This is a genomic window from Fibrobacter sp. UWB7 (assembly GCF_900142945.1).
Classification (GTDB): Bacteria; Fibrobacterota; Fibrobacteria; order Fibrobacterales; family Fibrobacteraceae; genus Fibrobacter.
On sequence record NZ_FRCO01000002.1, the window covers coordinates 568,461 to 593,961 of the forward strand.

Below are 25,501 nucleotides of genomic sequence, written 5' to 3' on the forward strand. Positions count from 1 at the left end.
TACCTACACATTCTGCGCTTGATAAGGAGCGACTGTTTCAAACAAGTTCAACTGACCGCGAGAGAACCCGCGAAGGAAAAGGGACCATTTGCTCTGGTACCATTCGATAACCTGAGTCGTAAGCCCCTGGGCATAATCACAAAAATCATCCGTAAACGCAAGGAAGCAGTTTTCGTATGCGTAATGCGGGTTCCAGTAGCGCCCCACATTGCGAGCGCAAGACATTGCGGACGAATAGTAACGGATAGGACCTTTAGAGGCGAACGCCGCCGCAAAACGTTTTTTCGCAAGCGAGTTCAAGGACGTACGGAGCGAAACCACCATGGCGTTTTCTTTTTCACGAAGCGAAGCTTCGAGGCATGGCAAGAGCTTTGACACCGGGTCTACCGCACTTTCAGAAAGCCAGTACTTGCAAAGTTTTTCTTGCAACTGCATCACGCGACCATGCATACGCACAAACAACGGTTCGGCATCGCTCACGAGCAAGTGGATCGTCGCCGAATAAAAGTTGTTGATGTCCTGCTTGTTGTTCTTGACCGTAAGAGCCCAACCCTTTTCTTCGTCATGGACCAAGAAATCACCGCCTTCAAGCAAGAGTCGCAAGACTTCATCAGTCGAAAAACGCTGGATCCACTTGGCGCGGAATTCGCTATAAAGTTTTTCGCAATCCTTGAAGATTTGCGGGAAGCCCGATTCGCAAAGTTTCCAGGCTGACTCGCTGTACGAGATCAGCTCAGAACTGCCGACGTTTGCTTCCGGATTGTTGAGCATGGCGTCAAGATGTTCAAAGAGAGCAATTGACCACGTGACCATCATGGACTGAGAAAGCGTCGCGACAATAGCCGAGCGATTCGGACGCACGGCCAAGCGTACGCTTGCCCCTGTCATCTTACGTATGGCTCTACGGAAAGCTTCTTCCACGACTACCTCTTAGAAACGCGCTTCGATGTTGTGCCACACGTTGCGGCGGACGCGCTTTTTACTCGTCTTCAAATCAGCGGCTTCGCTGCGGATATCGGATTCCTGGTTGTTGCGAATCAAGTCCGTATCGCCATCGAGCTTGCCTTCGGTTTCGAGATAAAGTCCATAGACGTTTTCGGAGATGCTTGTACCATTCGAAACAACACGACCAGCCCTCACAGACAAGGCATAACGGTTATGAGCAAACGTGCAACGGGCAAGCGTCACATTGGGGCTTTCATCAACCCAAAGGCCATAATAGTTATTGAAGAAATTGACGTTTTCGAGAGTACCGCTAGAACGGAAAATCGTATTGCGGAACGCATTCTCGACGGTCAAGTTCTTTATTTCAAACGGTTGTGCGCTAGACATGATGTGGAAACCATTCCAGTTTGCCACAGAATCGGCACCGCTAAAGACGACGGGTTTATCGTTTGTACCCGCAATTTTTACCGAGCCCTGGATCATGAGCTTTGCAAATTCGCCCATCAAAACGGTCACGCCCGGTTCAATGACTAGCGTATCCGTAGCGCCGACAACCACGCTTTGTTCAAGCACGTAAGGGCTATCCTTTTCTTGCAAAAAGACCTTGTTGTTTTCAGCCACCGGAAACGGCATACCCGAAGCGAAAGCCACACTAGCAATTGTCACCACGGCCACAAGAGAGGAACAGATTAAATTTTTCATTGGACGTTCCTCAAGGTGATTTTTTGATTGACATTCATGCTCGGAAGCGTATCGCCTGCGACAAGGTCGCGAACATCAATAACTGCCACGAGATTCATTTCGGCAGACGAGATGATTCCATGAGTGACATCAAAGAGAACCATGCCATCGCCCACGACATAGTCGCTGCTCTTCAGCTGTAAATTCGAAGTCGTGTCCGGGAGTTCGAGGTATTTCACGCCCATGTGGATTTTAGCCATGCGCACGCCATCCTGGAGGAAAACGTCTTGCAGCGTGAATGTCTTATAAACGGTCGTGGAGCTATTGCCCTTGCCGAAAATCGGCATCTGGCGTTCCCAAGATTCACCAAGCTTGACCGGCTTTTCGGGGAGAAGCGGCTGAGCCTTGAGGAAAAGCGGAATGAGATTCAGATCATCTTCGGAAGGCATTTCGACCGCATTTTCAATAGTCGGGTCAGTGATGATGCCATCGTGATCAAGCTTGAACTGGAAATTCTGAATGGATAAATACTTTTCAATGTTGCGGAATTCATCAACGGAGCGCTTGTCGCTTGTGTAATCGACGGAATCGATTTTCATTTCAAAGCGGCCCGAGCCATCGTCATACGACATGAGAAGGCTCATCGTGCTGCGGACATTCACGTGGGTCCGCATGGATTCGGGTTCGTTGATGGAATCGCCTGGGATGCTCGCATTCAGAGTCGATTCAAGAACGAACGTCTGCGGAGAAACGGTCTTCGTGTTAAAAGAAAGATGGATTTCGTTCCGTTCGCAGGAACAAAGGGTCATTAACGCAATAGAGAGTGTTGAGAGCGCGGAGAATGCGCTAAACTTGGTAAAATTCATGCTTTGAATATAGATATTAGACGAGAGGCTAGAGACTAGAGACGAGAGAAAAAGCGGTATAAACGGCTTAAGCGCGGTCGCCCTTGTTACCGGAATCGCCTTTTTCAAGGCGCATCTGCTGGAAAAAGCCTTTCAGAAGACCAAGGCATTCGTCTGCGAGAATACCTCCCGTGACTTCAACGGCGCGCTTGAGGGCGTTGCCGGTAATGACATCGATGGTGGTGCCACAGCCGCCAAAACGGGAATCCGGAGAACCGTAAACAATGCGGGAAACACGGCTGTTGAGGATAGCGCCAGCGCACATGGGGCAAGGTTCAAGCGTCACGTAGAGCGTGCAACCGTCCAAGCGCCAGTTGTCGAGCGTGCTTGCGGCTGTGCCAATCGCAATGATTTCGGCATGAGCAGTCGCATCCTTGAGCTGTTCGACTTGATTGTAGCCCTTCCCTATTACGACTCCGTCTTTTACGATGACGCAACCGATGGGGATTTCCTTCATGTCAAAAGCAATCTGCGCCTGGCGAAGCGCCATACGCATGAAACGTTCATCATCAGACGAAAGACGTGGTTCGACAGGCTCACCAACCTTGGCGAGTGACGAGTGATTGGCGTTGCTATCGGTTACGTTATTCATACCTACTTTATTCCTCTTCCGTACGCGCAGTAGGAGTCTTCTTGCATGTAGTCACCGTCGTGATAATAAGCGGCACGGGCGCGGCAACCACCACAGCGGTCGTTGAACTTACACTTACTGCAAGCTCCCTTGTAAGCCTTTGTACGCAACTGTTTGAAGATTTCGGCGTTCGCCCAGATTTCATCGAACGGAGTGTCGTGAACATCGCCCGCTTCTTCCATCATGTAGGCGCAGGGGCGAACCTTGCCGATCGGGCTTACGATGCAGTAGTCAAGACCAGCAAGGCAACCACGGCTGTAACGAGTCTTGATGTCGAGCTGGTCTGCGATGCGAAGGAACTGCGGAGCGCATGTGGGCTTCACTGGAATTCCGAGCGTGCGGCTCTTTTCCATAATCTTACGGAGCAAGCCTTCATATTCGGCAACACGGAGCGCATGACCTTCGATTTCCTTGCCTCGACCCACCGGAATGAGGAAGAAAATCTGGTGGTTCACGGCACCGATTTCCTTGACCCAGTCCATGATGTCGAAGATTTCGTTCTGGTTCCAGTCCATGATAGTCGTATGGATTTGGAACGGGAGGCCCGCCGCCTTGCAGTTTTCAATACCCATCAACGTGAGTTCAAAGGCGTTCGGAAGGCCGCGGAAATCATTATGACGCTTGGGATCAATGCTATCGACGCTGATACCCATGGCCATAGCACCCGCTTCCTTGAGCTTGAACGCCAAATCATGCGTGATGAGCGTTCCGTTCGTGCCAAAAACCGGGCGGAGTCCACGTTCGCGGGCATGAGCCACAAGTTCCACGATATCTGGGCGCGTCATCGGCTCGCCACCGCTAAAAATCATGATCTTAAATCCGGCCTTCGCAATCTCGTCAATGAGCTTGAGCGCTTCTGATGTCGTAAGTTCTGCAGACTTGTTTTCGCCAGCATCCTGATAGCAGTGTTTGCACGTCAAGTTACACTTATTAGTTGTCATCCAAGAGACGATCATGCCATAGACCTCATTCAAAATATTTTTTTCACCTGCAAATATAGAAAATGCCCGGAAGTAAAAATCCGGGCAACGCAATAATACCCATTGCGATTAAAAACCGCGAATGCGTCTACAGCTCATTTGCGCAGTTTCTTCATTGTAGACATAAATAGTATAGGGATGTCCAGGAACCAGTTCTGCATCACATATTTTCAAAGCACCACTGGGGCATCCTCTCCCACGAGTAAGGGTTGTTTTACGCTGAAAAGGCATAGAACCATCTTTACATTCCATAAAATTTTCTTCAGACGATTCGTAACAAATGTGATCAACAGGCTCTTCAATAGTATTCTGATCACAAGAAAAAATTTCCCGCTCAGAGGCGGGAACGATTGCATTTCAATTACTGTTCGAGTAACGATGTAATCTGATCACAATCCATTGCACCAAGAACCTGATCGTAGATTAAAACGTTAAAATGACTGCCATCATATTCTGTTTGGCAGGTTTTCACATATCCCGACGGACAGCCGGAGCCAAAAGTTGTCGTACCCCCGAGCTTGGAAACTGCGGCAGCCAATTTTTCATTGCACAATGATTCTGCATTGGTCGCATCACTCGATTCCACACATGCATGAACAGGAAGACTCAACATCGTAGCATTGAGATCACACGAATCCACATGAGACGGAGTGCTAGAAGAGGAATCATCGCTACAAGCAGAGAACAAGGCAGTTGCAGCAATTACGGTACCAAGAGTAAATTTTTTCACATTTTCTCCTTCGATAGTTTGATTATTGACAACAAAATAATAAAAAATGTCAAAAAAAGTTATTTTTCCACGTCATTTTTGCAATATATCCTATTATACCACTATATAATTATCGTTCCCATTGCAAAAATACTATTTTAGAAAAGAACGATCCGAAAAGGAGATTTCCGCTCAGTGGCGGGAATGACAATGCAGATTTTTATGAATAGAAGAAGAGTTGTTATTACTGGTATGGGTGCGGTGACCCCCGTAGGCAAGTCCGCCCCCGAACTTTGGAACGCCATTAAAGCAGGCAAGTGCGGCATCGGTCCGATCACATTGTTCGATGCCACGAACTGCCCAGTGAAAATTGCGGCAGAAGTCAAGGATTTTAAGCCCGAAGAACACGGAATCGACCCGAAGGAAGCCCGCCGCATGGCACGCTTCACGCAGTTCCTCGTTGCCGCCGCTAACGAAGCGGTCAAGGACGCAAGCTTAACGAAGGAAGAAATCGCCGCTGACACGACCGGCATTGTCGCAGGTAACGGTCTTGCCGGCATGGACGTTGTCGAAGAAACTTACTGCAAGTACCTCGAAGGTGGCCGCCGCCGCGTCTCGCCACTCGCCATGCCCGAACTGATTGCAAACGAAGCATGCGCCAACGTATCCATCGCTCTTGGCATCACAGGCTCTGCCTGGACAGTCTGCACCGCCTGTGCCTCCGGCACGGACGCCATCGGCGTTGCCCTTGACGCCGTCCGCTCGGGCAGGCTTGACGTCTGCCTCGCCGGCGGTTCCGAAAGCGCCATCACGGACTACTCCATCAAGAGCTTTGCGGGCATGCACGCCCTCACCGACAAGTTCAACGACGCCCCCGAAAAAGCATCCCGCCCGTTCGACAAGGACCGCAGCGGTTTTGTCATGGGTGAAGCAGGAGCCATCCTCGTGCTCGAAGAACTCGAACACGCCAAGGCCCGCGGTGCAAAGATTTACGCCGAAGTCGCCGGTTACGGTTCTTCTGCCGATGCTTACCACATTACAAGCCCGCGCCCGGGTGGAGAAACTTGCGCCAAGGCAATGATCAAGGCTATGAAGGATGCGGGTATCGCCCCGACGGATGTGGACTACTACAATGCCCACGGTACCTCGACGCATTTGAACGACCTCACCGAAACACAGATGCTTAAAATTGCTCTCGGCGAACATGCCTATAAAATCAAGGTCTCTAGCACCAAGAGCATGACCGGCCACTGCGTCGGTGCAGCAGGCGTTATCGAAGCGATGATTAGCACGCTCGCCATCCGTGATTCGTTCTACCCCGCCACCATCAACCTAGACAACCCGGACGCAGAATGCGACCTCGACTACGTGCCGCACAAGGGCGTTGAAGGAAACATCGACGTTGCTGTATCTGCCTCGCTTGGCTTTGGCGGTCACAACGGTATCGTTGTCATCAAAAAGTTTAAAGATTAACAAAGGAGCCGCTATGTCTGATTGGCTTTTTAAATCCTGGGTTAAAGCAACCATCTGCAGCGCAGTATTGTTCTTTTTCTACCACCTCTTCATTTCGCAGAAGTTGGAAGAAGAAGTTTCCACAAAATCTAAAGAACAAGAGTAGCTTATGGAACAGAATAAAGATATCGCCGACATCCAAGCGGCCGAAGCAACCTTCCAAAAGAAGAAGAAGTTCATCCTTTGCTACCACAGCTTTAGCGTGAACAACTTCAAGAAGGCGTCCGTCCAGATCAGAAAGCTTGCAGAAGCGGCAGGCTCCCCCATCAGCATTGCGGTCATCCCCGCATTTGGTGCTGCCCCGGAATCCGAAGCCGAACAGTTCCGTGAAGAACTCGACAAGTTTGTCAAGGAAGGCTACGAAATTATGCTCCACGGTGCACGCCACCGCGCAGACCTCTCGCTGAACCGTAGCATTGCAGGCAAGCTAGCGCTCCTCGTTTCGAACAACGAAGCCGAATTTGCAGGCATCGACGAACGCTTCACGCAAGCACTCCTCAAGCGCAGCCTTGCTCTCTGGAAAGCACACGGCAACGGCAAGCCCTCCGGCTTTATCCCGCCGGTCTGGTTTGGCAACAAGTTCCTCAAGGAACAGGCTCTCGAAATTTTCGACTACTACGAAGATTTCCATGGCATTTACCAGAAGGTCAAAGGAAACATCAAGAAGACGAACTCTGCAACGCTTAGCTTCTCGATTTTGCCCACCCCGATTCTCGGTATCGCGCAGACTTACGCTTGCCTTCGTATGCTCTTGCCAGGTGGAGTCCATCGCTTGGTGTTCCACGATAAAGACTTCAGAACGATTGGAGAAAAACGCATTTTGAACATGGTGCGCTACATTTCGACCTTGCGCGAAAAAATCATGTACAAGGACTTGTAATTTCAGGACTTCGCACAGATGATTTTAAATAAGTTTCTATCTAAAATTGATTACAAGTCTTATGAAGACTTGTATAAAAATTTCAAGATAACGATTCCGAACGATTTTAACTTCGCTTATGACGTTGTTGACGAATATGCCAAGACGGAGCCGAAGCGTGAAGCCCTCGTGTGGTGTGACGATAACGATGAAAGCCACATTTACACGTTCAAGGACTTGTCGCTTGCCTCCCAGCGCACGGCGAATTTCCTTGTAGAACAAGGTATCCAGAAGGGCGACCGCGTGATGCTCATCTTGCGCCGCCGCTACGAATTCTGGTTTTTCTTGCTCGCTCTGCACCGCATTGGCGCAATCGCCATCCCGGCAACGAACATGCTCGCCGCCGAGGATTTGGAATACCGCTTCAACGCCGCCGAAATCAAGATGGTCGTAACGTACGACGACCCCGCCTTGCAAAAGGAAGTGGACAAGGCAAAATCCAAGTGCGAATCGGTCGAAAAGCTCGTGACCGTTGGTCAGACCGCTCGCCAAAACTGGATCAGCTTCTACGATGACTACGAACTTTTCCCATCAACGTTTGAACGCCCCGTTGGCGATGCCGCTACGCATAACGACGACATCATGATCGTCTATTTCACGAGTGGCACGAGCTCAAATCCGAAGATGGTGGCACACACTTATACGTACCCACTCGGACACATTGTGACCGCCAAGTACTGGCAGCACGTTGTGGACGGAGGACGCCATTTGACCGTCGCCGAAACAGGCTGGGCCAAGGCTCTCTGGGGCAAGATTTACGGGCAGTGGATTGCTGGAAGCGCCGTATTCACTTACGACATGACCACGTTCATCCCGGGCAAGCTCCTCGAGAAGATGGCAGAATACAAGGTGACGACATTCTGCGCACCGCCGACAGTGTACCGCTACATTTTGCAGCATGGCCTCAGCAAGTACGACCTATCGAGCTTGCAATACTGCACGACCGCTGGCGAAGCATTGAACTTGGACATTTACAACAGGTTCTTCGAGCAGACGGGCATCCGCATGCAGGAAGGCTACGGACAGACCGAGCTTACGCTTACCACGGGTAACTTTGGCTTTAGCGAACCGCATCCGGGTTCTATCGGCAAACCCTCTCCAGGCTACCAGATGGAAATCATCAATGCCGAAGGTAAACCCTGTGCCGCCGAAGAAGTCGGTGAGCTTATCATCAAGATTGACCAAGGCAAGCCTTTTGGCATGTTCGGCGGTTACTACCGCGATTCAGAACGCACCGAAAAAGTCTTTGAAGGCGGCGTGTATCACACTGGCGATACGGCTTACCGCGACAAGGACGGATTCTTCTGGTTTGTGGGCCGCACCGATGACTTGATCAAGAGTTCTGGCTACCGCATCAGCCCCTTCGAAGTGGAAGAAGTGCTGCACAAGCACCCTGCTGTTTTGGAAGTGGCTGTCACGGGCGTCGAAGACAAGTCTCGCGGTCAGGCGGTCAAGGCAACGGTCGTTTTGCAGAAGGGTTACGAAGCGTCCAAGGAATTGGCAAAAGAAATCCAGCTTTTTGCAAAGAACATTGCAGCAAGCTACAAGAGCCCGCGCATCATTGACTTTGTGACGGAACTGCCAAAGACAATCAGCGGAAAGATTCGCCGCGCGACCATCCGCGATAAGGATACGGCTGAGAATGTGACTGCGCCGGACGAAGCGAATGCGGAAAACGCAGCAAGCGAAACGTCAGACGAGAAATAATGAAAAACGCACCCTTCGGGGTGCGTTTTTTGCGAGATGCGTTCGTTTTAACAAGATGCGCGGACCGCTAGGGTAACGCTTAACGGGATGCGCCGCCGCTACAATTTTTTGAAAACGCGCTTCGCGGCTTCAATGGTACGGTCGATTTCTTCTTCGGTGTGAGCGGCGCTCACGAAGATGGCTTCGAACTGGCTCGGCGCAAAGTAGAATCCTTCGTCGAGCATCCCGAGGAAGTAGCGACGAAAGAGTTCCAAGTCAGACTTTTGCACATCTGCAAAGCATGTAACCGGACCTTCAGTAAAGAAGATGCAGCCCATGGAACCGACCTGGTTTGTCGCAAGCGGAATACCCGCTTCAGTTGCCGCAGTCTTAAGCCCAGCAATCAAGCGTTTCGTCATGGCTTCAGCGTGTACATAGTATTCCGGATGAGTATGCAGTTCACGCATAGTGGCAAGCCCTGCCGCCATCGCGACCGGGTTCCCCGAAAGCGTCCCCGCCTGATAAATTCCACCGAGCGGGGCAATTTGCTGCATCACGTCCAAGCGACCGCCATAAGCGCCCACCGGCATGCCACCGCCGATAATCTTACCGAACGTGGTAAGATCCGGCTTGATACCGTAAAGCCCTTGTGCGCAATGAATACCGACGCGGAAACCGGTCATAACTTCGTCTACAATGAGCAAAACTCCGTGCTTTTTCGTCTCTTCCGAAAGTGTTTGCAAGAACTTAGGCTTCGCAGGCACAACGCCCATGTTGCCCGCCACAGGTTCCACGATGACGCCCGCAATTTCGTCGCCGATTTTATCAAAAAGTTCACGCACGCCAGCCACGTCGTTGTACTGGAGCGTGAGCGTGTACTTTGCCAAATCCGCAGGCACACCCTTGCTGCTCGGCTTGCCCGTCGTGAGCATTCCCGAGCCTGCCTTGATGAGCAAGCTATCGCTATGGCCATGATAGCAGCCTTCGAATTTCACAATCTTATCGCGACCGGTAAAACCGCGAGCCGCACGAATCGCACTCATCGTCGCTTCGGTTCCGCTATTCACCATGCGAATCATCTCGACGCTTGGCACAAGGCTCATCACGAGTTTCGCAAGTTCCGATTCAAGACCGCACGGAGCACCAAAGCTGAGTCCATTCTGAGCCGTATCGGCAACAGCCTTAATCACTGCATCGTGCGCATGCCCCAAAAGCATCGGGCCCCAGCTGCCCACATAATCAATGTAATCGTTGCCATCCACATCGTAAATGTGGCTGCCCTTGGCGCGCTTGATAAACGGAGGAGTCGCCCCCACATTGCTAAACGCACGCACAGGACTGTTCACGCCGCCCGGCATGAGCGTTTTTGCTTCTGCAAACAACTTTTCGCTTAAAGAGTGATTCATATACAAGCCCTGCCTTGCAGATTATTCCTTTACGATATGCACAACGCGCTGCGGGAACGGGATAGAAATACCGACTTCGTCAAAGCGTTCCTTCACAGCCTTCATGTACTTGCAACGCATATCCCAGTAATTTGCGGTCTTGACCCAAATTCTCAAATTGACAGCCACCGAGCTATCTTCAAGCGCAGACACAAAGAATGAAGGGGCAGGACTTTTTAAAACTTCAGGATCGTTATCGACGAGCTGTTTCATTTCGTTCATCGCCTTTTCAGCAGAATCCGCATAATCAATGCCAAAAGCCAAATCAAGGCGGCGGCTCGGATTGCGGCTAAAGTTGACAATCGGAGCGCCCCACAACATGCTGTTCGGTGCAGAAACATAAAGACCATCCAACGAAATAAGAGTCGTGTTGAAAAGACCCACGCCCACAATTTTTCCCTTCAAAGAACCGCATTCGATATAATCCGAAGCGCGGAACGGATGGAGGAACAGCAATAGGATTCCCGACGCAATGTTGCCAAGCGTATCCTTCAAAGCAAGGCCAATGGCAAGAGAAGCGGCACCGATTACAGTCACGATTCCAGCGGTGTTCACACCGAGAATATGCAGAATCATGAGCAAACCGACAATGTACAGCGCATAAGAGAACAGCGAATAAAGTAGCGGTTTTACCGATTCATCAGCGCCCTTCTTAATGGCAAAACTAAGAATAAACTTGATAATCGCCAAGATAACGGCGATAACAATAAGCACTGTCGCAATTTCAACGATGTCCTGAGCAATAGCATTCGTGACACCGATATTTTTCAAGAAAGCTTCGTATTCTTTCATTTTAGCATCCTTTTTTAATTGTCATCCCGGACTCTGTTCCGGGATTGCCTTTTTACAAAATCTTATTTTACAGAATTTTATTTTCCAAAATTTCCTTGGCATGATACGTGATGATGATATCTGCACCAGCACGCTTGAACGCAATCATGTTTTCGCGGATGATCGATTTTTCATCAATCCAGCCCATTTTTGCAGCAGCCTTGACCATCGAATATTCACCACTTACGTTATACACAGCAACCGGCACATTGCTGATTTCAGCCGTCTGGCGAAGCACATCGAGAAATGCGAGGCCAGGCTTTACCATCACGATATCTGCACCTTCTTCAAGATCGAGTTCCACTTCATGGAGCGCTTCGCGACCATTGCGCACGTCCATCTGGTAACTCTTGCGGTTGCCGAAATGCGGAGCGGAATCAGCAGCATCACGGAACGGACCGTAATAAGCGCTAGCGAACTTTGCGCTATAACCCATAATCGGCGTATTTGTAAAGCCCGCATTGTCAAGAGCTTCGCGGAGAGCCGTGATGTGGCCATCCATCATGTCGCTCGGAGCCACCATGTCGGCACCAGCAGCCACCTGAGAAACAGCGGTCTTTGCCAAAAGTTCAAGCGTTGGATCGTTATCCACATCGCCATCCTTAATGATGCCGCAATGACCATGACTCATGTATTCGCAAAGGCACACGTCCGTAATCACGTACAAACTCGGGAACTTCGCCTTGATGGCACGTACTGCACGCTGCACAATGCCATCGTTATCGTATGCAGAAGTTGCCATTTCGTCCTTGTGATCCGGGATACCGAACAGCAAAATGGACTTGATGCCAAGCGCGACACAGCTTTCAAGTTCCTTCAAGATTTCATCAATCGAGAAACGGAACTGGTTCGGCATAGACGGGATTTCTTCTTTGACGCCCGTTCCTTCAACCACGAACATCGGGTAAACGAGGGCATCGGGATTTACAGCAGTTTCTGCAACCATGTTGCGGATAACTTCATTTCTACGTAAACGACGAGGACGAATAATCATAATAACTATTCCTTTTTGAAATCTTTTTCAATTTGCACAAGGTCTTCTGCCCATTCGGTCTGGATTTTCTGCTTGAGCTTTTTCGCGAGCGAAGGAGCGCGGCCCTGCGTAGAGACGGTCACGGCAATGTTTTCGCCAAAATCCATGCGGGCAGGCACAATGAAATCGCCGTCGAGGTAATCGCAAGCGTTATTCACGAGAATGCGACGAGCGCGTGCATCGTTAGAAACTTGGGCATTTACAGCAGGCTGGTCGGTACAAATGAAGACCATGAAAACGCAACGCAAGTCAAGCGGTTCGTACGGGCGCTGTTTTAATGTGATAGAAGACGGCTCGTCAGCCTTGAGCATCTCAAATTCTGGGTCGAATTGCGGTGCGACAACGGTAATATGAGCGCCAGTCGGGATTAGCGTTTTCACCTTGCGCAGAGCAATGCGACCGCCACCCACAACGAGAACGTTACGCCCTTCGAGATTCAATTCGATGGAGAAGAGGTTTGAGCTATGGGCGCGCTCTGAGTGGATCCTATCGCCACATTCGTGGCTCCAGGATGACAAAGGGGCACAAGTACACGCGTTCTGAGCCGAGCGGACACCGGCGACAACCATGCTCGAGAATTCTTTCCAATCGCCAAGGCAAGGCAAAAGCGTAATCGGGATTTGCGGGAATTCCGCCTGCAATTTTGCAACAACACGCGGCACGTCATTCTTTGTATGCTGACCATTCAACAGCAAATACGGCAAAAGCGTCACCGATTCCACATCTTCGCGCAAAAGCGTGCGGAGGTCATTTTCCAAATCCAACAAACTCGTGCTCGCCACACGCGTACCGGGCAAATCATGATGCAAGCGGTCGAGGATTTCTTCGAATCCTTTGTATGCACCCGGCAAAATGCAATGGTGAGCGATGATAAGAATAGCTTTCATTAAGCATTCTCCCCCATCGTGTAATATTCCACGATTTTTTTGACGAGCGAATCCATCGTTGTTTCGTCGGAGGTGACGGTTTCAAAGCCATGCTTTTTCGCGGAAGCTTCAGTCATGCGACCTATGCAGAATGAAAGACGAGAGGCGTTTTCGGAATGTGTGGAAACAATACTGCTAAAATTCTCGACAGCGCTAGAACTGGCGAAGACGACTGCATCAGCAGAGGCAATAGCTTCACGTTTCCAATCCGGGAGTTCAGCAATCGGCAGTGTTTCGTAAACAATCCAACGTGTTGCTTTCGGTAAGAGTTTGAGCAAAGTATCGTCAGCGAGATTTCCCTGCAAAAGAAGAATTCGGGATTCGTCGCCAACCACTTTTTGTAGCAACAGACCTAGTCCTTCACCGGTATGGTCTTCAGGAACATAATCGCAGCGGATGCCGTATTCAAGCAACTTCTTTTCGGTAATCTTTCCGACACTTGCAATTTTCTTGCCGGCAAGCACACGTACGTCATAACCCGCAGCAAACAACTGCTTAAAGAAACATTCAACACCGTTCGTGCTCGTGAAAGCAAGAATGTCAAAATTTTTGAGGTCTTCGAATTCGACAGGCTCAGCAACCTTATTTTCAGAAGAATTGGAGATGCCGGAACGGAGTCCGGCATGACAACAAGGGAAAACATCCCGTGTTTCAATCATCGGGGTTTCGATAACTTCGGCACCGAGGGCTGTCAGTCGAGCTGTAATTCCACTAGATTGTTTTGCGGCACGCGTTACAACCAAACGCTTACCCGAAAGCGGCAAATTCTTTTTCCAAGCAAGAGTTTTGCCCAGTTCAACCACGCCACCCATAATCGTAATTGCGGGTGCCGTCACATTTTCACGGACAATGGTCTCGCCCGCTGATTCAAGCGTTGCCATAACGGTACGCTGGTTCGGGGTTGTTCCTTTTTCGATAAATGCAAGCAGAGTTTTCGGGTCTTTGCCACATTCAATTAATCGATGTGCGATTAAGTCCATATTGGCAATGCCCATCAAAAAGATGAGCGTTCCCTGGCACTTCGCGAGAGTCTCGAAGTCCAGCGAAAGATTGCATTGGATTCTATCGCCTTCGGCTCCAGAATGACAGTCACCCTGGAGTGCAGCGATAGGGTCCACGACGGATTTTTCTTTTTCGTGGCCTGTGATGATATGGAAACTTGTTGCAATTCCACGATGGCTCACGGGAATGCCCGCATAGGCAGGCACAGCAATGGCAGAGGTCACGCCCGGCACAACTTCAAATTCGACGCCTGCAGCGACAAGTTCCAAAGCCTCTTCGCCACCACGACCGAACACAAACGGGTCGCCGCCCTTCAAACGTGCAACGGTCGCACCCGGCATTTCAACGGCAAATTTTACCAGGAGTTTATTAATTTCGGACTGTTTCACCTTGTGGTGCGTCGGCATTTTGCCCACATCCACCATCTTTGCTTTCGGATTACATAACGAGAGCACGCCCGGTGAAACCAAACGATCGTAAACCACAACATCGGCTTTTTCAAGAATTGACTTTCCACGCACGGTCAAAAGCCCAGGATCGCCAGGACCCGCGCCAATCAAATAAACTTTGCCAAAATGATTCGAGTTTTCCATCGAAACCAAATTTAGAAAAACTTCGCCATTAAAATTTTGCCTATATTTTTTAGCATGAATAGTTCTAGAGCAAAGCTTCGCGACGAAGTCTATACGCAGATGATGTGTGCCCAGGCACGCCTTTCCAAAGACCAAAATACCCAAATGGGTGCCGTTCTTGTAAGCGCCGACGGGCGCGTTATCAGCACGGGTTACAACGGAGCTCCCGCCGGATTTGACGACGAAACCGTTCCGTATACGCGCGAAAAGCAACTCCTCGCTTACGATTTGCTAGACGCCGACTCGGGCGAGCTTTTGAGCCACCATGAATTCGAGGCAAACAAGTATCCGTTCATGGTCCACGCCGAAATCAACGCACTCCACTACGCTCGCGGAAAGGTTCCTCCTGGTTCCAAGCTCTACGTGATTGGATTCCCGTGCGAACGTTGCTCTTTGGACATCAGCCTTTCAGGTGTTGCCGAAGTTTTCGTGACCAAGGACGATTATGATCCGAAATCTACGTTGAACAACAACCGCGACACGGCTTACTACATGTTCGCACAGGCAGGAATTATCGTAACACTTTGCGGCAAACGAATCAAGCCCGTTGTGTCGAAACCAGAAAAGAAATAACGTATAAATTGCCACGTCACTCCACGACTCGCAATGACGAAAAGATTTGACTAAACAAAATCATGTCCGCACACAAAAAATGTGCGGATATTTTTTTGCGATACAAGATGGCGATTTCCGAACGGAGTCGGGAATGACAATGTAATTTATAGTTGCTTTTGAATTTCGCGGGCGAGTTCGACGCCCAAATTCTTAGATTGCTGGACAGAGTCCGCAGATTTCAAATCAACGTTTCCGGCGACTTCTGCACGGAGCAGTTTTTCTGATTTTTCGTCCCAGTAAATGCCGCGGATTTTCAAAGTCTGCGCAGTTCTATTAGCATTCTCTTCGAGTGCGCCACAAGCGCCGCGATTTTCAGCACTATTTTCGCAAACAAATTCCGCGAAACTCGCCACCGGGAATTGGCAACCGGCATTGAGCGCCTTTAAATACGCCATTTCAGCAGAAGCGATGCAGAATGTCGCAACATCGTTCACGCGAGCAAGGATCTGCGCAAGGTCGTTACAAATCGCCCTCGATCCTTCGACTTCGCACACAGTGCTTCGCTCAGGATGACGAGTGTCAGAATCGGCAAGAGTTTCAATCGCAAGGATTCCCTGACCACTGGCGGGGAGCATCTGTTCAGTGCTAAAGTATTCCGTTACCTGATCGGCAAGGCCCATACGCTTAAGGCCCGCCGCTGCAAGCACAACACCATCAAGTTCCGCAAGTTTGCCAATGCGAGTCTGGATGTTTCCGCGAATCGGCACATATTCCAAATCCGGGCGGAGCGCCTTCAGCTGCACCACACGGCGAATGCTTCCCGTACCCACACGAGCACCCGCAGGCAAATCCATAAAACGGATTCCAGCAGCTCCACCACGCGAAAGGAACGCATCTCGCGGATCTTCGCGTTTCAAGACTGCAGCAAGTTTGAACTGCGGCAGCACTTCGGCAGGCATATCCTTCAAGCTGTGAATCGCAATATCGGCACGATCTTCGAGGAGTGCAATTTCCAGTTCCTTGATGAACACTCCCTTGCCGCCAAAGCTTGCCAGCGACTTATCCAAACGACGATCGCCTTCGGTTGTCATGGAGACCAGTTCATAAGTCAGAGAATCGCGGGCATTATTAGAATCGGCGGCATTCCCAATAACAGAATTAGCAGCGACAATAGCATCCGCCGCCATCGTCGTCTGGGCCAAAGCTAATGCACTCTTGCGCGTTGCGATACGTAATTTCAATTCACTCACAGCAAATCCCTCTAATTTCTAGGAGATTTCGAATCTAAGCACTTGAGGAACACCTGCACATCTTCAGGCGAATTTTCAGCCTTGACTTTATACAAAAAGTCATTTGCCATTTTCTTCGCAAAGCGTTCGTACATCATCTGGATGCGATGGCGGTCATCTTCCGAAAGTTCCGGCATGGAGCGCAACAACTTTTCAGATTCTTCATTCGCCGTCGTAAGCATTTTCTCGGCATGCAAATGAATTTGCTTGGAGACCTCATCCATACGGTTCCAATGCAAGAATTCATCAAGGCCTTCTTTCAAAATTTTCTGAGCGGCATCAAGTTCAATCATGCGCAACCGACGATTTTCAGAAACAATCTTTTCAAGGTCATCAACGCAAACGTATTCAACGCCCGAAAGTTCACCAATAGAAGCTTCTGCATTGCGCGGGCTACCAAGATCGATAATCAAGCGCTTTGAAGGGTCTGTCACAGCAGACGAACCTTCACAGGATCCTTCGACTTCGCACACCGTGCTTCGCTCAGGATGACACAATGCAATTGTCTTTTCAAACTCATTCTTCGTGACAATCGGTTCCTGACAAGCGCTGCAGAGAATCACGACATCGCACTTGCCAAGGACTTCGTAGCGGTCTTCGAATTTCACAGGCGTAAGCACATCTGCAAATTTTTCGGCATTTGCAAAAGTCTTGCTACTTGCAAAAATCTTGGTCGTATTCTCTTGTACATACTTGAGCATCAGCGAGCCCATCTCACCAAGCCCCACGATGTACACGGTACGATTTTCAAGATCGTCAAAAGTCTTCTGCACTTGCTTCATCGCCAAGAACGGAATATTGCAACTGAGCTTGCTCAAGTTCGTCTCAGTCTTGATACGCTTTGTCGTATGGATCGCGCTCTGGAAAAGCTTGTTCAGCGTATTGCCCGTCGCATTCAGCTGGTGCGCCGTTTCGTACGCACGGCCAATTTGGTGCAAAATTTGATCCTCGCCCATAGCGACAGAATCAAGCCCGGCACACACATTCATCACATGGTGCGCAACATCGTCACCCGACTTAAAATAAAAAAACTTCGCAAAATCATCGTAGTCTTGACGGGCAAGTCCACACACATAACGAACGAGTTCACCATCAGTGATTTCACGGTCACTCGCCACATAGACTTCCGTGCGATTGCACGTTGCCAGAATCAAAAGTTCATCAAACGGAGAATGTGTTAACGCCTCAGTCTTTACATCCATCGGGATATAAAACTTTTCGCGAATTGCGATTTCAGCCACCTTGTGGCTCATGCCTGCCATGTAAATTTTGCGCATAGCCCAAAGATAGAAAAATTACACTCCACCAAATGCAATCTAGGGTATTTCGCCATGACACAAGCATTTTCTTAATCGAAAAATACTTTTTCTTTCAAAAAATTATTATATATAAATTATAGAAACCGAATTAATTGGCTAAGTTATTCAAGGGCATGACAAAAAGATTTTTACTCTGCGCTGTTATTTCTCTATTTTTTGCGGTCCATGCAAACGCTTGGGACATGGGAACGTATGTAGAAAACGCACAAGCTGGCGAAGGAATTATCGACACCAACACCATTTGGAAAAAAGACCAAAAGCAAAAAATCATAGTCGATACAAGCATGGCGAAGGCAAACGGATCCAATCAAAACAAAAAGAGTCAAATCAAACATCATAGTATTGGCTTTGAGTATGACTTTTTAACACTATTTGATTTTGGTGCCGGATTAAGCCACTTATTTGATGATAAATGTGAAAAACTTTTTTCTTGCTCTTATGGAGCTGTATCCATCGATTACGGATACGCATTTGACTACATCGAAACAGGTATTATCCTAAATTTGTTTATATATGATCCTCCTATAACCACGGTTATGGCAAAACTAAAAATCAATGGTAATTTAGGGGGATTCGTCAACCCATTTTTTGAACTTGATGCGGGAATTTCAATTATGTCCGATAGAGTCATTCCCATGGGACACATTTCCCTTTTAGGTTTTGAGATTGGCTACCCCGTTTCCGTTCGATTTCAAGTGCCGTTTTTACTTTGGGGCGCAAAGGGCATTACCAACATCGGTATAGGCTATCGATTCTAGCGATACTACGCAAAAAATCTGAAGCTCGTTTTCTTGAGTTCCTTGAGGGAATGGAGAACGACGTATTCCGGGTTATCAAGCAACGCCACGGATTCCTTGATGTAAGCATCTAATTCTTCAGGCATCTGAGCATGCATCATTGCATACAAGTTGTACGGGAAATTTTCAAAAGACGGACGCTCGTAACAATGCGAAATGTAGTGTTGTTTTGCAAGAGCCAAGATTTTACTGGATTCTTCGTTCCTTCGGTCCTCAGAATGACGAGAGAAGCACACCATCGCATTGCAGGGGAATCCCGCATCTTGATGGCGAAGGATCGCCCCAAAGCGGCGCATGCGTTTTATAGCAAGGTCTTCGCGAAGCTCATCGCAAGAAACACCCCAGTCCTTAAACGGAGTGAGCGTATGCGGGATATCGTCACAAGCAATGTGGATGCGGGTACGGTCAGCTTCTGTTAACGCGTTCTCAGGGGATTGCCGCACGGCGCTCGCAAAGACGATTTTAGAAGGTGCGCCAGCCCCCTTCCCCATCACCGTATTGATTTTATACTTCTTCGTGGCGGTGAGGACATGGACATCGTGCAATTCTGTTTTAGCACACACGCGGTCCACAACCGTCTGGATTGCGGATTCATTTTCGACAATGACCGTAAACCAAACATTGTATTCGTGACTGCGGATGTAATTGTGCGTAATCGCAGGTTCATCCATCACGACGGTCGCAAACGATTCCATCGAAGTCAGCGCATGCGGTTCCTCCGAAAAATCAAGCGACGAAGCAGGTACTTTCCCTGCACAAAGTCTCGAAATAAAGCCGAGTTTTTTGGAATCGTACACGCCACCAATACGGCGAATTACGCCAGAAGCGCGCATTTTCTCAACTTCATCAAAAGCATCTTGTTCTGAAACGTTCAATATTTCCGCAAGCGCCTTATACGGGCGTTCCACTAACGGAAAGCCGTCTTGAATAATCGCGAGAAGTTTTTGGCACAACATTTGCGGCACTTCGCGAAGGGCTTTACAGCCCAATTTCTTCATCGGTCAAATAGCAAGCCGGATCTTCAGCCCAAAAATCGCCAGTAACGGCTTCAGCACGCGTACGGAAATTGCCGTTGCACAAATTCAAGAACTTGCAATTCGGGCAGCGTCCCTTGAGAATCGGCTTACGATTCTTGAGACCCGCCATAATCGGGTTCGATTCATCAGTCCATATGTCGCCAAAGTTGCGTTCGCGAACGTTACCAAGCGTGATATATTGCGTAAACTGGTCCGGATGCACATTACCGATGCTATCGATATTGCCAAATGCCATACCGCTGCGATTTCCGCCATTGCGCTGAATCAAATCCAGAACAATCTTCGCGCGTTCCGGGTCTTCGCGCTTCATACGCTGGTACAGATAAACGGCATCGGCGTGGTTGTCGACCGTCAAAATTTCCTTGTTCACACCGCGCTTCTTAAAGTCCAAAGTGCGATCAATAATCAAGTCCATCACCTTGCGGCTCTCTTCGTGATTCAAGTCATTATCGACCATCGCACTTCCGCGACCGCTATAGACAAGGTGATAGAAACAAACTCTATCAATGTTTTCAGCTTCGAGCAAATCGAAAATAGCGTTCAGGTCTTGATAGTTGTACTTTGTAATCGTGAAGCGGAGTCCAACCTTCTGGCCCGTCGCCACACAATTGCGGATTCCGCGCAAAGCCATCTGGTACGCGCCCTGCTTGCCACGGAACTTGTCGTGAGTTTCTTCGCAACCATCCAAGCTTATGCCCACGTAGCCCACGCCCATCGCCTTGAGCTTCTGAGCCACATCCGGCGTGATGCAAGTGCCGTTCGTCGAAATCGTCGGACGGATGCCCTTACTTGCCGCATAGTTCGCGAGTTCAAAAAAGTCCGGGCGCAAAAGCGGTTCGCCACCGCTGAACAAAATCACCGGCACATGGAAATCTGCAAGCTGATCAATAAGCTTGATTCCCTCTTCGTGTGAAAGTTCGTTCTGGTACTTGATAGCCTCTGAACGGGCATAGCAATGCACGCACTTCAGGTTGCAAGTCTTGGTGCAGTTCCACACCACCACCGGACCACGGCCCGGGCCCACACCGTTCTTGGATTCGTGGGCACGCGGTTCATAACGAAGAGAATCCCCGAAATTCGGGGTATCCATCAAAAGCTTAGTAATACTGATCATCAGGGTCTTCCAAAAACACAAAAACAACGACTACAAAGAATGACCCAAAAATAGAAATATTCTGACAGCAATCCGCCATCCACAAGTATCCATATTTATGTTTTTTGATTCAAAAAAACATTACATGACCCAAATTTCTACCCGATAATCGGAAAGCCCTCACGGTATTCCTTGATAATGTAGGGGTGTATTTTGGCATACTCGTAAATTTTTTCACCAAGACCCGATTTTACGAGATCCACAAGATTTCTACCCGGCGTTGCTCCAATTGTTGGACACGTAGGCGTAAGCGCAATAACAAGTTCACCGTTCTTATCCATGATTCTAAGCGGCCAAATACTGCAATCGAACGGCTTATCATCGCCCTTCAAAATGCAACCTTTTTGCGGATCCAAAAACGTGCAAGGAACTTCTTCTTCGGGATCGTCTGTGCGATAGTTATTTTCAAGCACCAAGCGGCCAAAGCGCACTCCCTGCACCGTTTGAGACATGCGGAACTCGCCCACCACGCCATATTCATTTTCGTGACTTAATTTCTCTGCAATTTCATGTGGGAAAAGAGGTGTTTCCCAAAGGCTCATTCGCCTAAAGGAACAGCAAAACTTGCACGATGCACAAGATGATTTAGAAAGCACTTTGGAGAGCATGGCATTTATCCAAAATAATAAGCGGGTAATACGAAAGTTTTGCCTTGCGGAGTCCTTCGATATTGATATCTTCTTCGCGATTGATAAGTTTTACACCAGTAAGCGTTTCTGCAAACATTTTATTGATAACGGCATAGCCGCCATTATCCGCATACTCGCCAATGACTTTTTCAAAATGGATATCCCAGACTCTAGGGGCTATTTCAGAAGCTATCGTCATGCCAACAGGAGCATTATTCACATAAAGGATTGCGCCTTTCAAGCCAAGCGCATCAAAATTTTTAAGCGCTTCTTCTATTGCACAAAGCTCCGCCATACGCGATTTTTCATCCGTAGACCGTTCTGCCCAAGCAGCTTCTTCGCATTCGCATGTCGGTTCACAAGGCTCTTCGCCCGACATAGAATTTTGCAGCCACTTTTTTTCAACTTCGAGAGCGTCCACATAGTTATCAGCGGTAATTTCGCGCAGTTCATAATGTTCATACGAACGGTTGAATTTCGAAATATGGTTTCGCTTTTTGCGATACGTATTTCCAGCAAGAGTCGCAAGACTTTCCGCAGAATAAATATAATCGCTATCGCCACGGTCATTTACAAACTGGATGGACTTCTTAAAATAATCCCAAAGGATATGCGCACGAGTTTCATCAACCAAGCAGAATTCCAACGGACGGCCCGATTCTTTCGCATCTTGAACAATTGCGTCAAGCGCTTCACGCGGGTCTTCGGCACCAAGCGGAAAAGCGTAACCGCGACGACTCCCCTCGCCTTGATAATAGCGGAAAAGGAAACCATTTTGTAACGCCATCAGTGTGCCATATTTTTTGCGCCACAAGAAAAGGCTTGCAAACGCAGCATCGCTCCCGATATAACCGGATTCTGCCACCGCCCTCGCCACATTTTCTCGATCTGAAAGTTCTGGAATTCGAAATTCTAGCATACTTTCAATTTATAAAAAAATCTACTCAGCGCTCTGCTGCAAAATCTTGATTTGCTCGTCCGCCCAATCTTCAAAAGTATCGTCTGCGATATGGGCTTTCACGGACTTCATTAAGTGGATGTAGAAATGCAAATTGTGAATCGCCGCAAGCGTCCAACCAAGCGGTTCCTTTTCCTTGAAAAGATGGCGGAGGTAAGCGCGGCTATAGTTACGGCAACAATAGCAATCGCAGTTCGGATCGAGCGGCAAATCGTGCTGATGCGCAAATTTCGCACCCTTGTAACGGAGCACTCCTCGGCTCGTATAAACTAATCCGTCCTGCGCATTTTTTGCGGGCAAAATGCAATCGCACATATCCACACCGCGTTTCACAAGCTCCAGCAAATTCCACGGTGTTCCCACACCCATTACATAACGGGCGCGGTCTTCGGGCAACAAGTTTGTACAAAAGTCCGCAATTTCGTACATCGTCTCGACAGGCTCGCCTACAGAAAGCCCGCCCATTGCATAACCATCCGGCTCAATTTCCTTGAGCGCCTCGATAGACTTCTGTCGCAATTCCTTGTGCATGCCGCCTTGCACAATTCCAAAGAAAAATTGCGGATAGCCGTGAATCGGAGGATTTGCCAAAAGCCATTCCTTCGCCTCGCGCGTCCACTTGAGCGTGAGCGCAAGCGATTTTTCCGCCTCTTCGACAGTGCTCGGGTACGGAGTACATTCGTCGAACGCCATGATGATATCCGCACCGATTTCACGTTGCGCATTCATCACGCTTGCGGGTGTGAACAAATGACGAGAACCGTCCAGTAAACTCTTGAACTGGACGCCTTCTTCGGTAATCTTTCGGAACTGCTTTAAACTCCACACCTGGAAACCGCCGCTGTCCGTAAGCATCGGCTTGTTCCAGCTCATGAACTTTTGCACGCCACCCGCCTCTGCAATGAGCTTTGTGCCCGGTCGCAAATAGAGGTGGTACGTATTCGCCAAGATGATTTCTGCATCGAGTTCGCGGATGTCACGGCTCGTAAGCCCCTTGACCGTCGCGGCTGTGCCTACAGGCATAAACACGGGCGTTGTCACGTCTCCGTGCGCCGTATGGATCACGCCAAGACGTGCCTTGGACTTTGCAGATTTCTTTAACAGTTCAAAAGGATTTTCGTTCACGAAACCAAAAATAGAAATCTTCTTGCCGTTACGACTTTTCGAGTTTCGGCTTTCGGTTTCGCGGGGTCAAATGGCGTACTGCGCTTTTCCCCGTATGTGTAGGCAAAACCTTCTGGCTTGCAGAAAGGGTATGCTCAATTTTGTTTTCGCCAAGAGGACGAAACTGTCCCGTTAAGAGATTGTGGTCAATGGCCATAGGAGCTCCTAATGTTTATGATGGTGATAAAAACAATATATTAAAAAATTTTAAAATTTCAAGAACGCCCCCAATCAAGATAAAACATATACACCGGTCTTTTTGCACAAGTGCTGTTGTCAACACAAATTCGATTTAATATAATTGGATGCGGTTACACAAAATTAAAGGATACTATATGAGAAACTCGCTCAAGATCGATGGTCAGGTCAAGACTTACCTCCACGAAGATGAACTCCCGAAGGCATGGTACAACGTCCGTGCCGATATGAAGAAGAAGCCCGCTCCGCTTCTGAATCCGGGAACCGGCAAGCCGGTGACTTTCGAAGACCTGCAGCCGGTTTTCTGCGACGAACTCATCAAGCAGGAACTCGATAACGATACCGCTTACATCGAAATTCCGGAAGACATCCGCACATTCTACAAGATGTACCGTCCGTCCCCGCTCGTTCGCGCTTACTTCCTCGAACAGGCCCTCGGCACTCCGGCACACATCTATTATAAGTTCGAAGGCAACAACACTTCGGGTTCTCACAAGCTCAACTCCGCTATCGCTCAGGCCTACTACGCTAAGAAGCAGGGCCTCAAGGGCGTGACGACCGAAACGGGTGCTGGCCAGTGGGGTACCGCACTTTCGATGTCCAGCGCTTTCTTCGGACTGGACTGCCAGGTTTACATGGTGAAGGTTTCTTACGAACAGAAGCCGTTCCGCCGCGAAGTGATGCGCACCTACGGTGCATCCGTCACCCCGTCCCCGTCCATGACGACCGACATCGGCCGCAAGATCAACGCCGAATTCCCGGGCACCACGGGTAGCCTTGGTTGCGCAATCTCTGAAGCTGTTGAAGCCGCTGTGAAGCAGCCGGGTTACCGCTACGTTCTCGGTTCCGTGCTGAACCAGGTGCTCCTCCACCAGTCCGTCATCGGTCTCGAAACAAAAGCTGCTCTCGACAAGATCGGCGTGAAGGCCGACCTCATCATTGGTTGCGCTGGCGGTGGTTCTAACCTCGGTGGTCTCGTGAGCCCGTTCATCGGCGAAAAGCTCCGTGGCGAAGCCGACTACGATATTCTCGCTGTGGAACCGGCAAGCTGCCCGAGCTTCACTCGCGGTAAGTACGCTTACGACTTCTGCGACACCGGTAAGGTTTGCCCGCTCGCCAAAATGTACACCCTCGGTTCTAGCTTCATCCCGTCTGCAAACCACGCTGGTGGCCTCCGCTACCACGGCATGAGCAGTATCCTCTCTGAACTTTACGATCAGGGTCTCATGCGTGCAACGTCTGTCGAACAAACTAAGGTCTTCGAAGCCGCAAAGCTCTTCGCCCAGACCGAAGGTATCCTCCCGGCTCCGGAATCCAGCCACGCCATCCGCGCAACGATCGACGAAGCTCTCAAGTGCAAGGAATCTGGTCAGGCAAAGAACATCGTGTTCGGTCTCACCGGCACGGGTTACTTCGACATGGTTGCTTACCAGAAGTTCAACGACGGCGAAATGAGCGACTACATCCCGACGGATGAAGACATCGCCAAGAGCCTCGCCCAGCTTCCGAAGATCTAAACGAAACTTGGCAACTTGTTGCCTTAGTTGAGTTATCCCCTTTGGGGA

At 49.3% G+C, this 25,501-nt stretch carries 25 protein-coding genes; 7 read left to right on the forward strand and 18 right to left on the reverse strand.

What is annotated here, in order from left to right:
• Positions 1-3: 3 nt before the first annotated feature.
• The 6 genes from BUC30_RS07855 to BUC30_RS07885 form a co-directional block, all read right to left on the reverse strand.
• Complete coding sequence (locus BUC30_RS07855) at positions 4-921, reverse strand: hypothetical protein (RefSeq protein WP_073424322.1); 918 nt, start codon at positions 919-921, stop codon at positions 4-6.
• Between the two features lie 9 nt (positions 922-930).
• Positions 931-1,647, reverse strand: a complete 717-nt coding sequence (locus BUC30_RS07860) for a right-handed parallel beta-helix repeat-containing protein (RefSeq protein WP_073424323.1) — start codon at positions 1,645-1,647, stop codon at positions 931-933.
• Positions 1,644-2,492: a hypothetical protein gene (locus tag BUC30_RS07865; RefSeq protein WP_073424324.1), complete on the reverse strand. Its 849-nt coding sequence runs from the start codon at positions 2,490-2,492 to the stop codon at positions 1,644-1,646. Before BUC30_RS07865 ends, BUC30_RS07860 begins: the two co-directional genes overlap by 4 nt.
• Before the next feature lie 67 nt (positions 2,493-2,559).
• The gene (gene tadA / locus BUC30_RS07870) at positions 2,560-3,123 is read right to left on the reverse strand and encodes a tRNA adenosine(34) deaminase TadA (RefSeq protein WP_244536550.1); all 564 of its coding nucleotides are present in this window, start codon (positions 3,121-3,123) and stop codon (positions 2,560-2,562) included.
• A 2-nt stretch (positions 3,124-3,125) separates the two neighbouring features.
• Positions 3,126-4,118: a putative heme d1 biosynthesis radical SAM protein NirJ2 gene (nirJ2, locus tag BUC30_RS07875; protein WP_073424703.1), complete on the reverse strand. Its 993-nt coding sequence runs from the start codon at positions 4,116-4,118 to the stop codon at positions 3,126-3,128.
• Positions 4,119-4,503: 385 nt separating this feature from the next.
• Complete coding sequence (locus BUC30_RS07885; RefSeq protein ID WP_139260811.1) at positions 4,504-4,830, reverse strand: hypothetical protein; 327 nt, start codon at positions 4,828-4,830, stop codon at positions 4,504-4,506.
• A 243-nt stretch (positions 4,831-5,073) separates the two neighbouring features.
• On the opposite strand from BUC30_RS07885, the gene fabF reads away from it, so the two are divergent.
• The 4 genes from fabF to BUC30_RS07900 are packed head-to-tail and all read left to right on the forward strand — an operon-like array spanning position 5,074 to position 8,989.
• Positions 5,074-6,324 carry a beta-ketoacyl-ACP synthase II gene (fabF, locus tag BUC30_RS07890; RefSeq protein WP_073424704.1) on the forward strand — a complete coding sequence of 417 codons (1,251 nt, stop codon included), beginning with the start codon at positions 5,074-5,076 and terminating at the stop codon, positions 6,322-6,324.
• A 13-nt stretch (positions 6,325-6,337) separates the two neighbouring features.
• Positions 6,338-6,469: a hypothetical protein gene (locus BUC30_RS16435; RefSeq protein WP_015732488.1), complete on the forward strand. Its 132-nt coding sequence runs from the start codon at positions 6,338-6,340 to the stop codon at positions 6,467-6,469.
• Between the two features lie 3 nt (positions 6,470-6,472).
• Entirely contained in the window at positions 6,473-7,243 is a 771-nt protein-coding gene (locus tag BUC30_RS07895) for a polysaccharide deacetylase family protein (protein ID WP_073424327.1), read from the forward strand.
• Positions 7,244-7,261: 18 nt separating this feature from the next.
• On the forward strand, positions 7,262-8,989 hold the full coding sequence (locus BUC30_RS07900) for an AMP-binding protein (RefSeq protein ID WP_073424328.1): 1,728 nt from the start codon (positions 7,262-7,264) through the stop codon (positions 8,987-8,989).
• Between the two features lie 98 nt (positions 8,990-9,087).
• Here the strand turns inward: BUC30_RS07900 and hemL are convergent, their stop codons facing one another.
• From hemL to cobA, 5 genes are all read right to left on the reverse strand, one after another.
• A complete protein-coding gene (gene hemL / locus BUC30_RS07905) occupies positions 9,088-10,374 on the reverse strand; it encodes a glutamate-1-semialdehyde 2,1-aminomutase (RefSeq protein ID WP_073424329.1) in 1,287 nt (428 codons plus the stop codon).
• A gap of 21 nt (positions 10,375-10,395) precedes the next feature.
• Positions 10,396-11,205: a mechanosensitive ion channel family protein gene (locus BUC30_RS07910; protein WP_073424330.1), complete on the reverse strand. Its 810-nt coding sequence runs from the start codon at positions 11,203-11,205 to the stop codon at positions 10,396-10,398.
• Positions 11,206-11,272: 67 nt separating this feature from the next.
• Positions 11,273-12,238 (reverse strand): porphobilinogen synthase, encoded by a 966-nt coding sequence (gene hemB / locus BUC30_RS07915; RefSeq protein ID WP_073424331.1) that lies wholly within the window; start codon positions 12,236-12,238, stop codon positions 11,273-11,275.
• 5 nt (positions 12,239-12,243) lie between these two features.
• A complete protein-coding gene (locus BUC30_RS07920; RefSeq protein ID WP_073424332.1) occupies positions 12,244-13,164 on the reverse strand; it encodes an NAD(P)-dependent oxidoreductase in 921 nt (306 codons plus the stop codon).
• A complete protein-coding gene (cobA, locus tag BUC30_RS07925; RefSeq protein ID WP_073424333.1) occupies positions 13,164-14,798 on the reverse strand; it encodes a uroporphyrinogen-III C-methyltransferase in 1,635 nt (544 codons plus the stop codon). The genes BUC30_RS07920 and cobA overlap by 1 nt, the downstream gene beginning before the upstream one ends.
• A gap of 54 nt (positions 14,799-14,852) precedes the next feature.
• On the opposite strand from cobA, the gene BUC30_RS07930 reads away from it, so the two are divergent.
• A complete protein-coding gene (locus BUC30_RS07930) occupies positions 14,853-15,410 on the forward strand; it encodes a deoxycytidylate deaminase (RefSeq protein ID WP_014545136.1) in 558 nt (185 codons plus the stop codon).
• Positions 15,411-15,556: 146 nt separating this feature from the next.
• On the opposite strand, the gene hemC is transcribed toward BUC30_RS07930, so the two are convergent.
• Entirely contained in the window at positions 15,557-16,642 is a 1,086-nt protein-coding gene (hemC, locus tag BUC30_RS07935) for a hydroxymethylbilane synthase (RefSeq protein ID WP_073424334.1), read from the reverse strand.
• 11 nt (positions 16,643-16,653) lie between these two features.
• On the reverse strand, positions 16,654-17,958 hold the full coding sequence (gene hemA, locus BUC30_RS07940; RefSeq protein WP_073424335.1) for a glutamyl-tRNA reductase: 1,305 nt from the start codon (positions 17,956-17,958) through the stop codon (positions 16,654-16,656).
• A 134-nt stretch (positions 17,959-18,092) separates the two neighbouring features.
• Here hemA and BUC30_RS07945 point away from each other — a divergent pair, with 134 nt between their 5' ends.
• Positions 18,093-18,758, forward strand: a complete 666-nt coding sequence (locus BUC30_RS07945; protein WP_073424336.1) for a hypothetical protein — start codon at positions 18,093-18,095, stop codon at positions 18,756-18,758.
• A gap of 5 nt (positions 18,759-18,763) precedes the next feature.
• Here the strand turns inward: BUC30_RS07945 and BUC30_RS07950 are convergent, their stop codons facing one another.
• The 5 genes from BUC30_RS07950 to tgt all read right to left on the reverse strand — a co-directional run bounded on the left by BUC30_RS07950 (position 18,764) and on the right by tgt (position 23,699).
• Positions 18,764-19,753 carry an Lrp/AsnC family transcriptional regulator gene (locus tag BUC30_RS07950; protein WP_170861519.1) on the reverse strand — a complete coding sequence of 330 codons (990 nt, stop codon included), beginning with the start codon at positions 19,751-19,753 and terminating at the stop codon, positions 18,764-18,766.
• A 22-nt stretch (positions 19,754-19,775) separates the two neighbouring features.
• Positions 19,776-20,948, reverse strand: a complete 1,173-nt coding sequence (gene nirJ1, locus BUC30_RS07955) for a putative heme d1 biosynthesis radical SAM protein NirJ1 (protein ID WP_073424338.1) — start codon at positions 20,946-20,948, stop codon at positions 19,776-19,778.
• A 137-nt stretch (positions 20,949-21,085) separates the two neighbouring features.
• The gene (locus tag BUC30_RS07960) at positions 21,086-21,529 is read right to left on the reverse strand and encodes a hypothetical protein (protein ID WP_083555640.1); all 444 of its coding nucleotides are present in this window, start codon (positions 21,527-21,529) and stop codon (positions 21,086-21,088) included.
• Between the two features lie 43 nt (positions 21,530-21,572).
• The gene (locus BUC30_RS07965) at positions 21,573-22,535 is read right to left on the reverse strand and encodes a DUF2156 domain-containing protein (protein ID WP_083555643.1); all 963 of its coding nucleotides are present in this window, start codon (positions 22,533-22,535) and stop codon (positions 21,573-21,575) included.
• Between the two features lie 21 nt (positions 22,536-22,556).
• Positions 22,557-23,699, reverse strand: coding sequence for a tRNA guanosine(34) transglycosylase Tgt (gene tgt, locus BUC30_RS07970; protein WP_073424341.1), 1,143 nt, complete (start codon positions 23,697-23,699; stop codon positions 22,557-22,559).
• A 374-nt stretch (positions 23,700-24,073) separates the two neighbouring features.
• Between tgt and BUC30_RS07975 the strand changes: the two genes are divergently transcribed.
• A complete protein-coding gene (locus BUC30_RS07975; protein ID WP_073424342.1) occupies positions 24,074-25,453 on the forward strand; it encodes a TrpB-like pyridoxal phosphate-dependent enzyme in 1,380 nt (459 codons plus the stop codon).
• The last annotated feature ends 48 nt before the right edge of the window (positions 25,454-25,501 follow it).